This window comes from Rhizobium sp. LjRoot98, assembly GCF_964252935.1.
In the GTDB taxonomy this organism is placed as follows: Bacteria; Pseudomonadota; Alphaproteobacteria; order Rhizobiales; family Rhizobiaceae; genus Pararhizobium.
In genome coordinates this window covers 342,199-354,535 of record NZ_CAXUPW020000001.1, presented here as the reverse complement: position 1 = coordinate 354,535, position 12,337 = coordinate 342,199, and the positions used below count along the sequence as shown (strand labels likewise).

The 12,337-nt window shown below is 61.8% G+C and carries 13 protein-coding genes; 6 read left to right on the top strand and 7 right to left on the bottom strand.

From position 1 onward, the window contains the following. Window positions 1-34: 34 nt before the first annotated feature. From ACSQ3J_RS01715 to ACSQ3J_RS01700, 4 genes are all read right to left on the bottom strand, one after another. A complete protein-coding gene (locus ACSQ3J_RS01715; protein ID WP_436038567.1) occupies window positions 35-526 on the bottom strand; it encodes a DUF2285 domain-containing protein in 492 nt (163 codons plus the stop codon). 46 nt (window positions 527-572) lie between these two features. Next, window positions 573-827, bottom strand: coding sequence for a transcriptional regulator domain-containing protein (locus ACSQ3J_RS01710; RefSeq protein WP_436038566.1), 255 nt, complete (start codon window positions 825-827; stop codon window positions 573-575). 299 nt (window positions 828-1,126) lie between these two features. Then, entirely contained in the window at window positions 1,127-1,969 is an 843-nt protein-coding gene (locus tag ACSQ3J_RS01705) for a DUF932 domain-containing protein (protein WP_436038565.1), read from the bottom strand. A gap of 389 nt (window positions 1,970-2,358) precedes the next feature. After that, window positions 2,359-2,682 carry a DUF736 domain-containing protein gene (locus tag ACSQ3J_RS01700; protein ID WP_436038564.1) on the bottom strand — a complete coding sequence of 108 codons (324 nt, stop codon included), beginning with the start codon at window positions 2,680-2,682 and terminating at the stop codon, window positions 2,359-2,361. Window positions 2,683-3,611: 929 nt separating this feature from the next. On the opposite strand from ACSQ3J_RS01700, the gene ACSQ3J_RS01695 reads away from it, so the two are divergent. After that, complete coding sequence (locus ACSQ3J_RS01695) at window positions 3,612-4,169, top strand: AAA family ATPase (RefSeq protein WP_436038563.1); 558 nt, start codon at window positions 3,612-3,614, stop codon at window positions 4,167-4,169. Here the strand turns inward: ACSQ3J_RS01695 and ACSQ3J_RS01690 are convergent. Beyond that, window positions 4,147-4,563 (bottom strand): hypothetical protein, encoded by a 417-nt coding sequence (locus ACSQ3J_RS01690; RefSeq protein ID WP_436038562.1) that lies wholly within the window; start codon window positions 4,561-4,563, stop codon window positions 4,147-4,149. The two genes, ACSQ3J_RS01695 and ACSQ3J_RS01690, sit on opposite strands and share 23 nt — an antisense overlap. A gap of 135 nt (window positions 4,564-4,698) precedes the next feature. Then, entirely contained in the window at window positions 4,699-6,750 is a 2,052-nt protein-coding gene (locus ACSQ3J_RS01685) for a ParB/RepB/Spo0J family partition protein (protein ID WP_436038561.1), read from the bottom strand. A gap of 516 nt (window positions 6,751-7,266) precedes the next feature. On the opposite strand from ACSQ3J_RS01685, the gene ACSQ3J_RS01680 reads away from it, so the two are divergent. From ACSQ3J_RS01680 to ACSQ3J_RS01660, 5 genes are all read left to right on the top strand, one after another. Then, a complete protein-coding gene (locus ACSQ3J_RS01680; protein WP_436038560.1) occupies window positions 7,267-8,364 on the top strand; it encodes a GTP pyrophosphokinase in 1,098 nt (365 codons plus the stop codon). Window positions 8,365-8,715: 351 nt separating this feature from the next. Beyond that, on the top strand, window positions 8,716-9,192 hold the full coding sequence (locus ACSQ3J_RS01675) for a TIR domain-containing protein (protein WP_436038559.1): 477 nt from the start codon (window positions 8,716-8,718) through the stop codon (window positions 9,190-9,192). A 105-nt stretch (window positions 9,193-9,297) separates the two neighbouring features. After that, window positions 9,298-9,900: a TIR domain-containing protein gene (locus ACSQ3J_RS01670; RefSeq protein WP_436038558.1), complete on the top strand. Its 603-nt coding sequence runs from the start codon at window positions 9,298-9,300 to the stop codon at window positions 9,898-9,900. Continuing rightward, window positions 9,897-11,084 carry a toll/interleukin-1 receptor domain-containing protein gene (locus tag ACSQ3J_RS01665; RefSeq protein ID WP_436038557.1) on the top strand — a complete coding sequence of 396 codons (1,188 nt, stop codon included), beginning with the start codon at window positions 9,897-9,899 and terminating at the stop codon, window positions 11,082-11,084. The genes ACSQ3J_RS01670 and ACSQ3J_RS01665 overlap by 4 nt, the downstream gene beginning before the upstream one ends. Next, window positions 11,081-11,650, top strand: coding sequence for a hypothetical protein (locus tag ACSQ3J_RS01660; RefSeq protein WP_436038556.1), 570 nt, complete (start codon window positions 11,081-11,083; stop codon window positions 11,648-11,650). Before ACSQ3J_RS01665 ends, ACSQ3J_RS01660 begins: the two co-directional genes overlap by 4 nt. Before the next feature lie 70 nt (window positions 11,651-11,720). Here ACSQ3J_RS01660 and ACSQ3J_RS01655 read toward each other — a convergent pair whose 3' ends face one another. After that, a complete protein-coding gene (locus ACSQ3J_RS01655; RefSeq protein ID WP_436038555.1) occupies window positions 11,721-12,332 on the bottom strand; it encodes a hypothetical protein in 612 nt (203 codons plus the stop codon). Window positions 12,333-12,337: the final 5 nt, after the last annotated feature.

Below are 12,337 nucleotides of genomic sequence, written 5' to 3'. Positions count from 1 at the left end.
GAGGTGTCGGATCAAGCCAAGGCCAGGTCGCTCATCAGCGGCGGCGTGGCACGCGGACGGGATAATGGAGCAGCTCGCGATAGCCGCCGCGCATATAGAACAGGCCGTCCGCAACGAGGCGGCGGACCTTGTTCTTCAGCGGGCTGACCTCCCAATCGTTCTTCGACCGGCCTTGGAAGCCGAGCAGCGCTTGGGCGATGACTCGATAGCTGGCCCCGGCCAGTTTTGCGTCGAGCGCGCGCAGGATCAGGATGTGCCGGTCGCGGGTTTGCGGCGGAAGGTCGTGCCGCCGGTCGCCGGGCGGGCGGCCGGACAGCGCCAGCCAGAAGCGCAACGCCGCTTCGGCGCGCAACTCGAACAGGGTGTCGAGCGGCAGGATGACGACGAAGGTCGTCGGTCCAGATGATGGCGGCTGAGCGAGCCAGAAGCGATGCTCCCCGCCCGATGCGTGCCAGAGACCGTGCCAGTCGGCGTCGATGGCCGATCGTGCCGCGAGACCGGAAAGCCCCGGCAGCACGACGGGCATGGCGAAGTCACCGGGCGGATCGCCTGAGGGGCGAAGTTCGAAGGCGTCAGGCTGAAGCGACGGCGTCCAGAAAAGCGATGCGCGATCGGCGGGCTGGTCCGGGTCCGCCGCGAAATCGCAACCCCCAGCGGTTGGAGAACGCGGTCTGCGCCTCGGTGTCGTGGCGGGATTTCCGCTTCAGGCGATGGAAGTCGCGGCGATACTCGTCGTCGCGACGGAGATATTCCCAAGCGAAGCCGGCGGCAGGAATGCTCTGGGCATGTCCATAGGCGGCCGGCGAGCGCCAATCAGAACTCGGCATGGCGTCACCTCTTTTCTTCCAGCATGGGATCAGCGCTGGAAAGACGAAGTGTCCACAACTTGGGATATGCTTTGAAGTCAGCGTTATCGCATATGTAGATCGCGCAATACGATCAATATTGGCTAATGATTACTTAACATGGAAAAGTCGATCTGGCGAGCCGGGCGCAGCCCGGCGAGCGGCGGCCGTGGCGACGACACGGCCGCGCCGCCGATCCGGGGCCACGGATCGGCGGAAAATCGGATAGCCGGAGATGACGAAAGCCGTGCAACCGGAAACCCGGCTGCACGGCTCCACGATCATCCGCGTTTCAGGCGTTGCATCCCTTCGGCCAGCGTCCACAGCGCGCGGTTCAGCCCGACATTCTGGTCGATGCCGTTGATGGGGCGAGTCTGGCTGCGACGGATACGGCCCTCGGCATTGGTGCGCCGCCCCTCCAGCCCGCCGCGTATCATGTTCTCCTGAATGACGTTGAACGTGCTCCACAGGCTTTGCCCGACATCCTCGCGGCGGCGCGGGGCGATGATCTGATCGGGGCAGACGGGGCTTTCGTCCTCGCCATAGCGGGCAACAAGGCTGGCCTCGGCCAACACGCGCTGTTCATCCGGCGACAGGCGCGTCTCCTTCATCGTCTCGGTCGCGTCGATCAGGCGCGGGAAGTCCTCGGCGACCGTATAGACGCCTTCGATGATCTGATCCTGTATGCCGCCCTTGTGGGGGACGCGGACCTCCTCGAAGCGCTCGCCCGCGATCATGCTGTTGGTGCAGACGAACCGCAACACGCCTGCGAACATCTGATAGGCCGACGTTCCGTCATGGGAATTGACGATGATGACCTCCGCCGCCTCGGGCTTGCCGATGCCGTCATCCCGGCGAAGGCGCAGCATATGCTTGGCGTGGCCGTGGCGGCTCCCGTCGCGCGGCACGGACTGCACGGCGAAGAACGGAAGCCATCCTTCCTTCCGCAGCCCCTCCACGATCTCGATGGTGGGGACGTACACATAGCGGTCCGACCGGCTGTCATGGGCCTCGCGGGCGAACACGGACGGGACGTGGCGGTAAAGGGCGTCGTTGTTGAGGGCTTCGCGCCCGCTGATCTGGTGGCTGTTGCGGCCGAACCGGGTGGCGAGTTGATGATACATGATCTGTCTCCGTGGGTCTGGGTTGGAGCGCAGCGCTGCGCTGCAACCCTGGCCGTCGCCGAGACCGGGGTAGCAAGGTGCAAGGGCGGCCGGGCCGGAGGGGGATCACCCGGCCTGCACGGAACGGAGGAACGACGTGGAGGAAGGCCGGGGACACCGGCCCGGACGAGCGTCAGCGATCCCTTGCACCGCGCGGGGGCAGCGCCCCTAGCCAGACCCGCCCGGCATGAGCGCCAGCGGGCGCCGGGCATCAGGATCTGATCGGGATGTGCCAAGCCGCAAACCCTGAAAATAGCACATCCTGATCGCCGTATTCCCTGACAGGCGGTGGTGGCCATGACCATGACGAAGCCCCGCTCGGGTGAGCGAGGCTTCGGGACGTGTCCGGCTCAGTCGCCGTTGCGGCGGGACCAGATGAGGTTATGGGCTTCGCCATCCTCGCCCTCGACCAGGCTGGCGTAGATCGGTGCGGGGAAGCTCGGATCGTCCAGCTTGACGGAGAGATATTCGCGCTGCGTCTCGCGGGCCGTCTTCTTCCAGGCCGCACCAAATTCCGTGGCCCCGGCGAAGATACGGAAGTCGGGGCCGCGCTCGCTGTCGCCCTCGGTGGGGACGAACTTCACGGTCTTGACGTTGAGGGTCAGGGTCTTGACCGCGCCGGTGAAGCCAGCCGAGCCGTTTTCGTTCTTGGTGAAGGTGCCGATGGTCGCCATTGTCGTGTTCCTTTTCGCATCCGGCCGCGCCTATCGCGGCCTCGATGGTGGTCGTGCGACCGGGGACGCTCGGCCCCGCACCCGAAGGGCGGAAATGCAATGGACGGCGGCCGGCGACAGCTTTTTTGCTTCGCGATGCAAAGCGCGCCCGCGCGCGGCGGAAAAAAGCTGGCGGGGGACGTTGCGGGAAGACGAGCGAGGCGCAGCCGGTCTTCGGTCAGACCCAATCCATTCGAGGACGCCGTGGGCGTGGCTGACAGGGAAATCCGAGGAACACGGCACTGGTGGCGGTCGGCCTCCGCGCCATACCCGAAATCGGTGGTGAACCTCCGGCCGCGTCAACCTTACCCCTGACCTTCGACGGCAAGGCCCGTCCATCGTTCACCGGCGGATTGCTGCGCGTCCCGATCCTCCCCCGTCTTCATAACGCCGGCTTCGGAAGGCCGGAGACGATCACCTGCCGCAGTGACGGGACCGCTCTCGCCAACGGGCGATCTCCGATTCTACGCGCGCAACCCGGCCGAAAGTGTCGATGCCGAGAACAGAGAGACCGCCGTCATGGTCCTGCCGCCGCCGCTGTGAACGGCTACCGCCGCACCCGCGCTCCCCCGAGCGGGGCTTCATCATCGGAAAGGGGCCGCCGACCGCCGCTCTTCGCGTTAGCGATTGAAGCCGAATGGCGGAAACTCGACGAAGGCGGGGTTCCGGCGCTGCCGAAAGCGCGGCCCGCAGGGCAACGCCCTCGCTATCGACGTTTCTCGTATTCGGACGACTTGTCTGGTGTTGCCTGGATTGCGACCATCGAAGTAAGGCGTTACCTTATAGCACGCTTGTCGAGGAAACTCCGAGCGCATCTCCCACCGTCAAATAACCGCGCAACAGCTCTACTGCGCCGCCGGTTGCCAGCATCATGGAAAGGGGAATCCACATTGGCTGATAATTTCGTCTTGCTTTCCGGCTGCTCGGGTGGCGGAAAATCGACTCTTCTGGCGGAGCTTTGCGCGCGCGGACATAATGTCGTCGAAGAGCCCGGCCGCCGCATCGTGAGCGAGGAACTGGCGGGCGACCGTAAGGCGCTCCCATGGGCCGATCCGGCAGCTTTCGCCCGTCGCGCGATCGAGATGGCGCTGGCCGACCGGCAGTCCGCACGCGCGCTTTCGGGCTGGGTCTTTTTCGACCGTGGGCTGATCGATGCGGCGTCGGCTCTCGATGCTTTGACGGGCGATACCGTTCTGGAAACGCTTTGCGCGGCGCATCGGTATCATCGGCGTGTTTTCATGGCCCCGCCATGGCCGGAGATTTACGAAGCCGACAGCGAGCGCCAACACGGCTTCAAGACGGGGCTGGCCGAGTATCGACGGCTCGCGATGGTCATACCGGCCTTGGGATACGAGGTCGTCACCCTGCCGAAAACTTCGGTGTCGGCTCGCGCCGATTTCGTTCTGGCGTCTCTTTCGTCCGGTATCAGGTCGGCGGTCCGTTCATAGGTGGCGCCAACCGCAACAGCGCCGACACGCCGACGACACCGCCGCCGATGATACAGAAGATCTGCCGCCAGATTTCGGACGGCACGGCCTCGCGCGTGATGCCGTGGATAAGGGCGTATCCCGCGACGGCGGCGGGCGCGGCGAAGACCAGCGCCACGATCAGGCGCAGAACCGGCGAGCGCAGCGAGGTGAAGGCGAACACCAGCAGGCCATAGGCGACGGCACCGATGACGAGGCCGACGAGACCCGCGCCGATCAGGCCGGAGCCGGTGGCGTATGCGAAACGCGCCGCTTCCACGGCGAGCATGAAGGGCAGCGCATAGACGGCGAGCGTATAGGCCAGGACGCACAGTCCCGCGATCAGCGCCACGCTCATCAACATCACGGCGATCATGATGGTTCTCCATAGCCCCGATGACGGTCGCCGTCATCGGACAGTCGAGGTCAGCCGGTCGCGCGGTGGACACCGCGCGACCGGAATTTTGGCGGGTGAAAGGCCGGGACCGCTGATGCGATCCCGGCCCGGTCCTCACTCGGCGGCGATCTGGAAAGTGTCACTGTCCAGCTGCTGCTCGTTCAGCCACGCGGGCCGCGCCGTTCGCAGGGCGGCGGGAAGCCAGCCGGTTCCGGCCAGAAGCTGCTCGGCAGCCCCCGCCATGTCCGTCTTCTTCAAGCCCGCGATCCGCTCCGCCGCCGCGTGGCTGACGGCTTCGCGCACGGCGGCGAGGATGTGCGCCTTGGTGACGCGACCGAGATAGGTTCGCACGGTCGGCGTCCAGTGCGCCGTCATGTCGAGCGCCACCGCCGTCGCCAGCTTGTCCGCCGTCGCATGGGCGTGGGGCTTGCGCTCCCAAGGCTGCTTGACCGCGTTGACGGTGAGCGAGGCACAATGGGCGAACAGCGCCATGACGCTGGCATGGTCCAGACCGGCAACGAAGTCCCACAGGTCCGCCACATCGCGCGGCATGTCCGCCGCCCATCCGGCGTGACGATCCGCCAGCGCCTTCCCCGCCGCGGTGTCCTCGATCCCGTCCGCATGGGATGCAAGGAAGCTGCTGGTCGGGCGGATTTCGAGGCAGGCGGCATCCACGCCGCGATAGAAGGTCTGCGCCGCCAGCGCATGGGTGACGGCGATCAGCGCCATGTCCGGCTGCTCGCCCAAGGCAAGGCGAAGGCCCAGCGTCCGGTGCGAGGTCAGGTCACGGATAAGAAGGTCCGACAGCGGCTTGCCCGCATCCCCGGCGTCCTCGTCCTCGGCCTCCGACACGGGAACCGAGTGGCCGTCCTCGTCATGGTCGCCATCCTCGATGATCTCGCCATCGCTGTTGACGCGAACGCCGTCCACCACGCTGCCGCTGTCACCGTCCACATCACCTTCGGGTTCCGGCTTCTCGTCCTCGGCCCGGATAAAGCCGCGCTCGATGCGGGCTTCGCCGTCATGGGAGAGGATGACGAACACACCGCCCCGCGCGATCTCGTCCGCTTCATAGGCATGGCGAAGCGCGTCGATACGCTCGATCTCGGCCTCCAACTCCCCGAACCGCTGATCCACGTCATCGGGCAGTTCCTCGGCGCTGTCATACTGCTCGGTCAGCGCGTCATAGTCGGCCTGCGCGGCGGCATAGGCGGCCTCGTCCTCCCCCGACAGCGCCACCGGATGCGGATAGGTGCGGCGCAGACCGTTGCCATGCGGATAGTCGATATGGACCTCCGCCCACTTCCAGCCTTCCCCGGCCTTCACGCTTTCCGCGATTTCGAGGAGGTTCTCGATGACCAGCCGGTCGAGCAACGGGGCATCCTCATAGAAGCCGCCGCGATCCTCGGTGAACAGGTCGCGCAGGATCACGCCGCCCGCTTCGGTATACGCCTCCGCGCCAACGAAGACCGCCCGCCGATCCGTCGCCGCGATGTGCATCCGGGTCAGGTCGCGGCGAATGGTTGACGGGTCTTTGTTCCACGACAGGTTTTCATAGACCTGCTCCTGCCGGGCCGGATCGTCCACGATGGCAAAGGCCATCAACTGCTCCAAGGTCAGGCCACCGTCGCGATAGACCTGCATCAGCTTGGGGCTGACAGCGCCAAGGCGCATCCGCTGGCGCACGACATGGGCCGTCACGCCGAAGCGGGCTGCGATTTCCTCCGCGCCCCAACCGCGCGTCTCGGCCAGCTCGCGGAAGCGCTCGAACTGATCGGCGGGCGAGAGGTCTTCGCGGGTGACGTTCTCGTCCAGACTGATTTCGCTGGCGTCGTTCACGGTGTCGATGACGCAGCGGATCGGTTCCGTCTTCTTGATCTGCTTGCGCTTCATACGCAGCAACTGCGCCAGCCTGCGGCCTTCACCGATGCTGACCAGATAGAAGCCGGTCGCGGCTCCTTCGGCGTCAACCTCCGGCTCCACCACGAGGTTTTGCAGGATGCCCTTGGCGTGGATGCTCGCCGCCTTCGCTTCGATGGACGCCTCGCTGTGCGGCGTCTTGCGGGCGTTGTTCGGGTGCTTCTTGAGCTTGTTGAGCGGGATGAACACCTCCGCGCCGGTCACGGCAACGGGGATGGCGGTCGTCTCATTGGCAGGGGTCGTCATGGTCTTTCTCCTATGGGCTTGGGTTTCGCGCAGCGAAGCGCCGCGCTGAAACCCTGCCCGTCGGCGAGACCGGGGGGTGCAAGGGCAAGGGCGGCCGGGGTGGAGGGGGATCACCCGACCTGCACAAGCGGATGTCCGTCATGACGGATGTGCTGAACATCGCATCCGCGCGGAAGGTTGGGGAGACCACCCCGGACGGCGCCGGCTCGCCGGCGCTTTACCCTTGACCGCGCCAGGGGGCAGCGCCCCCAAGCAAACCGCCCGGCGTGAGCGTCAGCGGGAGCCGGGAGAAAAACTGGATCAGGGTGCGAGGCCTTCGATGCCCAAACTCATGAGACCCTGATCGCCGTATCGTCTCGGGGCGTTGCGGGGTGTCCCCGCAGAAGGGGTCGGACGAGACCCTGGCTCGACCGCAGGGGAAGGCTTTCCCCCTCAATCATGATGATTAATCGCGGCGGAGGATTTGCGTCGGGCAGATCTCAACGTAGGGTTATCACAACAACACTTGGGGGTGAGATGGCGTCGCAGGACTACGAAACCGAGAAAGTCGTCTTTCGCGAATTCTACGACGCCTCGTGGGATACGATGGAAGCGGCCCGGAACGCCTTCATCACCATGATAGGTTCCCTTCTCGCCACGGATGCAGCGATTGCGGGCGCTAAGGTCGAAGGGCGGATCAAGGAACGTGAGGAATGCCTGAGCAAGTTCCGGCTGAAGTATCAGACGGGGCTGGAAAGCACGAAGACGGCTTATGCCATACGCGACCACATCTCCGATCTGATCGGGCTGCGCATCGTCTGTTTCTATGAGGACGATGTCGAGCGGGTGAAATCTCTCATATCGGCCGAGTTCGACGTGCTGGGTGTCACCGACAAGACAGCGCAGATGGAGGAAACGGCGGATGCCTTCGGATACAAGGGTCTGCATCTCGATCTGCGCCTGAGCGAGGGTCGAAGGACGCTGAAGGAATATGCCGCCTATGCCGACTATCCATTTGAACTTCAGATTCGGACAGTGGTTCAGGATTCCTGGAGCATTCTCGATCACAAGATCAAATATAAGAAGTCGATCCCGAATGGTTTGAAACGTCGCATTAACACGCTCGCCGCCCTGTTCGAACTGGCTGATCGGGAGTTCCGCGCCATTCGCGACGGGACGGCCGAAGAGATCGAGCGGACCGATGCCTATGCCGAGATCGAGGAAGAGTCGGCCGTCGTTCCTGCCGAGCCGGAAGCTGTCGTTGATGCCGCGCCTCGTAAATATTCCCCGCTTAACGCCTTCAGCCTGCTGCGCATTGCGAAGCATTTTTTCCCTGGGCAGGATTTCGAGCCGCACAAGGTGGATGGCTTCACGCAGCAGGTCATCGACCTCAAGCCCGATATCAGCCGGGGCAAGTTCAACTTCTACCTCCGTGAGACGATTGGCGAGGTGCGGCGCTACAAAGCCGACTTCGAGGCTCGCCCCGAGGGTACTCCGCTCAATCCGTTTACGGTCATGCGGCATTGTCTCTATGCAGGCGATCCCGACGTGTTTGCATCGCTTCTGACCGACAGGGCACGCGAAAGCTTCGATGTCTGGCGCGCGGACCACGAACCCGCCGTTGAGGTCGGCTGACATGGTGGTGTGACTGTCGTGCCTTAAAAGCCGAGCTTGCATATCCGGCCGCTGACTAGGGCGAATTATAATAAATCGCGCTTACTTAAGCTCACCCCTTATTTAATCAAACGGGTAATCGCTTAAATAACGATATTAGCAGCGTGGATATGGGCCATGGTTTTTAGTTTTATCGCCGAAAGTACTTGAATCAGCGTGGTTACATTCGTGCTGCGGCCGGTTGATGAGTAAAGTGATCCACAACATTGAACGCCCATAGCGCCAGAACGGTCGATTTCCGTTGCGCAGCGGGTCGCAAATCTCAACCCAAGGTGCTATCTCTCGATGTTCAAACGAAAAAAGGGAGGCGTTATGGCGAAGAAGTGTTTTCTCAGCTTTCATTACAAGCCGGATAGCTGGCGTGTATCACAGGTCCGGCAGATCGGGGCCATCGAAGAACAGCCATTGCTGGAATCGAATAAATGGGAAGAGATCAAGAAGAAGGGCGACGACGCCATTGAAAAATGGATAGCCGACAACATGAAAGGCAAGGAATGCCTTGTCGTGCTCGTCGGGGAGAAGACGGCCGGTCGTCGGTGGGTCAAGCACGAGATCAAGAAAGCTTGGAAAGATGGACTGGGCGTTCTGGCCATTCATGTCCACAATCTGAAGGACTCGGACGGCAACCAGGCGTCGAAGGGATCTAATCCGTTCACAGGCCTTACTGTTGATGGGGTGGCTGTGACTGGCAAAGTGTATGATCCGCCATACACCACCAGCACGAATGTGTACGACCACATCAAGACAAACATCGAAACTTGGGTGAGCGACGCCGTGAAAGCACGCTGAACCAGTTGAGCGGGCGTCGTCCCCAGCGTCGGAAGTCGCGTATCGGGGCGGCGCCTGGATTGGGGCCGAGTTGGGACGGGCATAATTAAGCAGGTTGAGGGTTAAATGCCGCGCAAAACATTCTTTTCCTTCCACTATGTCCCGGATGTCTGGCGCGCGTGGAATGTCCGCAACAGTTGGGTCGTGAGAGAAGCCGATGAGGAAAGTCGGGGTTTCTTTGACAACAGCGTGTTCGAAGCCTCGAAAAAGGAGGGGGATGACGCGCTGAAAACCTTTCTCCGCAAGGGATTGGAAAATACCTCCGTCACCTGTGTACTTGCTGGGACTGACACATGGTCGCGGCGGTGGGTGCGCTACGAGATTGCTCGCAGCATCATCAAGGGCAACGGCTTGCTTACCGTTTACATCCACGGCGTCCAGAATAAAGATAAAGAGACATCTACGAAGGGTGCCGATCCTCTGGCGCAGATGGGACTTTATAAAACCGATCGCGGCATATATCTCGCCGAATGGAAGGGTGGAAAGTGGGTCGCCTACGCAGATTACACACTTGCGATTCCTGAAGGAGATCTTTGGTTCGACGCGCCGAAAACCAGCACTGTCGTCCAGCTCTCAACCCACTGCATGAGCTACGACTTCTCAGGCCAGAATGGCAGGAGTAACATTGGCGGCTGGATTGAAACTGCTGCCGGATTGGCCGGCCGATGAGCAATGTTTCCGGCATAACGTCACCCTACCAAGTCGTCATGCTGGGCGCAGCCGACAGACATGGTTCTCGCCTGCGCCGTAGCGTCGAGCTGGCGCTTCAGGGCCTCGGAATTTCGGCGAACGCGATCAAATTCCTCAACCATGTAGACGCCTCTACCCGCAGCCTAAATGCGCCAACGATGGCGGTCTTTTTTGGCTCACCGGCAAACATCGCTGATACCGGGCTTGTGACTGAGTTGATCGGCGACTCGATAGTGATCGCTCCGGTCGTCTCGGATTTGTCCGTGGTACATGCAGAAATTCCGCCGCAGCTCAGGCATGTCAATGCGATCGTATTGGGACCCAATGACGAAGGCATCGACCGGCTTGTCACGCTCATCCTTGAGACATTCCGGCTGCTGCGGCGTGAGCGGCGATTGTTCATCAGCTACAAGCGAACGGGGTCTCAGCCGCTGGCTGATCGGCTGTATGACGCGCTCGATGCCAGAGGCTTTGATGTCTTTATCGACGTGCGATCGGTGCCTCCGGCCGCAGACTTCCAATCGCAGCTCTGGCACAGAATGTCGGATTCCGATGTCGTGGTGCTGATCGACACGCCCGGATTTCGAGAAGGCCGCTGGACCGCAGAAGAGCTGGCACGCGCAAACGCGACCAATGTTCAAATCCTGCACTTACTGTGGCCGGGGCAAAAGGAAGATCCTGCTTCGTCCTTCAGCCACTTTATGAAACTTCGGCGGAGCGATTTCGTTGGATTTCTTCCAATGCGGGGGCGCTGGGCAACCAAAGCGCTGGTGACGAGAATTTGCGACGAGGTCGAACGATTGCGCGCTCCAGCAATTGCTGCGCGCCATCGATACCTCGTCGATAATTTTTGCGACGCTGCGCGCGACGAAGGGCTTGATCCCACTGTCCAGGTTGAAGGCTGGATTGCTCTCAAGGCCGCAGCCAGTCGGACGCTCGCGATTGTACCAGCTGTAGGAATTCCCACTTCCGACCGGATCAACGAAGTATTCGAGGCAATCACCGATCCCGCTGTTGAGACAAGAGAGATCTGGATGATCTACGACAACCGGGGCATACTAAATACGTGGTTATCTCATCTCGACTGGCTTGACTCCCATTTGCCAATCCGAGCCGTGCAGATGTCGAAGGCTCCGAAGCTGCTGAAGGAGCTGCTGATATGATTGAAATATTCCTGTCTGCTAGTGTGCCCTTGCCTGAGCGTGATCGAGTGTTTTTTGATACCGCTGACGTTCTCGCCATCCGAGAGGCAATCAAGGCGCTGGTCGAAGTGGTTTTGCCGATCGGACGAATTACATGCGGCGGCCATCCAGCGATTACGCCACTGCTGGCGTTGTTCGCCCGCGAGGCCAACCTCGATCGTGACCGGTTGGCAATCTATCAAAGCAAGCTGTTTGCGGGGCGTTTGCCCCCCGAACTTGCAGACTTCGTCAATGTCCAGATGGTGCCCGCTGTGGGGAACGACCGAACGGCTAGCTTGACGGCGATGAGGCGCGCAATGATCGACAGTCGCAGTTTCAGCGCGGCAGTGATCGTCGGCGGCATGGAGGGCATCTACGAAGAGAATGACTTATTCGTTGAGCGCCACCCTAACGCCGCTGTGCTGCCGCTCTCAACCACGGGGGCCGCAGCCAAGATCGTTTACGACAGGGGAGGATATGATCCGATCCTAGCGCGCGATCGGACCTATTCCAGTTTGTTCCGTCGGAAACTCCTGCCGTCCGTCTAACGTCCGGAAATCTGTGGTGGTTTTCGCCCCCGGAAGGTCTGGAAATGGCAGCCGCTCCCCCGGTGCAGAATCACAGTCGCAAGACATCGTCAGGCCCTAGAATGGTTGCCGGGACGTGCGGACCATCGAGGGGGACAAGCGACTCAGGTGTTCGGTCGTTGAACACCTGTCGATACTGCTCGTCGCTAATTTCGCCGGCTCCATAGACGTCGGGCGGCCAATCGACGAACTGCCAGGAACCGTTCTCGGTGATGCGAGTGTTATGCAGTGGTCCAACATAGACAGCACTCGGAGTAATGAACCGCCTCACGAAGGGATTTTCTTCGTAGTCCTTGGCGATAAAGCAAACCCCCGGCGTACCCGGCATGAACCAGGGTTGGGGACCGAACGCCGAGAACTGCTTCTGCAAAATATCGCGCAAGGTGGTGATCGCATTTAGAGCGTCTTCGCGCACGCTGTCGTACGTCTTGGGATTGAAATGAACGGATCGGTGCCGGAGCCCTGACAGGGTCCGAAACAGGATCGCCACCTCTGCATCAATGACGCCCCAGGCAGACAGGGCAACAATCATCCGTCGCCAGTTCGAGAAGCTGGCATCCGAAGCGACATCGGCGTGCTCGGCAGTGTGAGAGTAGTCGTCGCGCAGATCAAGGACGAGGTGGTTGAGAATGCGCTCACCCAAAGCGC

Coding starts and splice junctions, on each gene's coding strand:
- ACSQ3J_RS01715 (WP_436038567.1), bottom strand. CDS start 526: ATGCCCGTCGTGCTGCCGGGGCTTTCCGGTCTCGCGGCACGATCGGCC.
- ACSQ3J_RS01710 (WP_436038566.1), bottom strand. CDS start 827: ATGCCGAGTTCTGATTGGCGCTCGCCGGCCGCCTATGGACATGCCCAG.
- ACSQ3J_RS01705 (WP_436038565.1), bottom strand. CDS start 1,969: ATGTATCATCAACTCGCCACCCGGTTCGGCCGCAACAGCCACCAGATC.
- ACSQ3J_RS01700 (WP_436038564.1), bottom strand. CDS start 2,682: ATGGCGACCATCGGCACCTTCACCAAGAACGAAAACGGCTCGGCTGGC.
- ACSQ3J_RS01690 (WP_436038562.1), bottom strand. CDS start 4,563: ATGATCGCCGTGATGTTGATGAGCGTGGCGCTGATCGCGGGACTGTGC.
- ACSQ3J_RS01685 (WP_436038561.1), bottom strand. CDS start 6,750: ATGACGACCCCTGCCAATGAGACGACCGCCATCCCCGTTGCCGTGACC.
- ACSQ3J_RS01680 (WP_436038560.1), top strand. CDS start 7,267: ATGGCGTCGCAGGACTACGAAACCGAGAAAGTCGTCTTTCGCGAATTC.
- ACSQ3J_RS01675 (WP_436038559.1), top strand. CDS start 8,716: ATGGCGAAGAAGTGTTTTCTCAGCTTTCATTACAAGCCGGATAGCTGG.
- ACSQ3J_RS01670 (WP_436038558.1), top strand. CDS start 9,298: ATGCCGCGCAAAACATTCTTTTCCTTCCACTATGTCCCGGATGTCTGG.
- ACSQ3J_RS01665 (WP_436038557.1), top strand. CDS start 9,897: ATGAGCAATGTTTCCGGCATAACGTCACCCTACCAAGTCGTCATGCTG.
- ACSQ3J_RS01660 (WP_436038556.1), top strand. CDS start 11,081: ATGATTGAAATATTCCTGTCTGCTAGTGTGCCCTTGCCTGAGCGTGAT.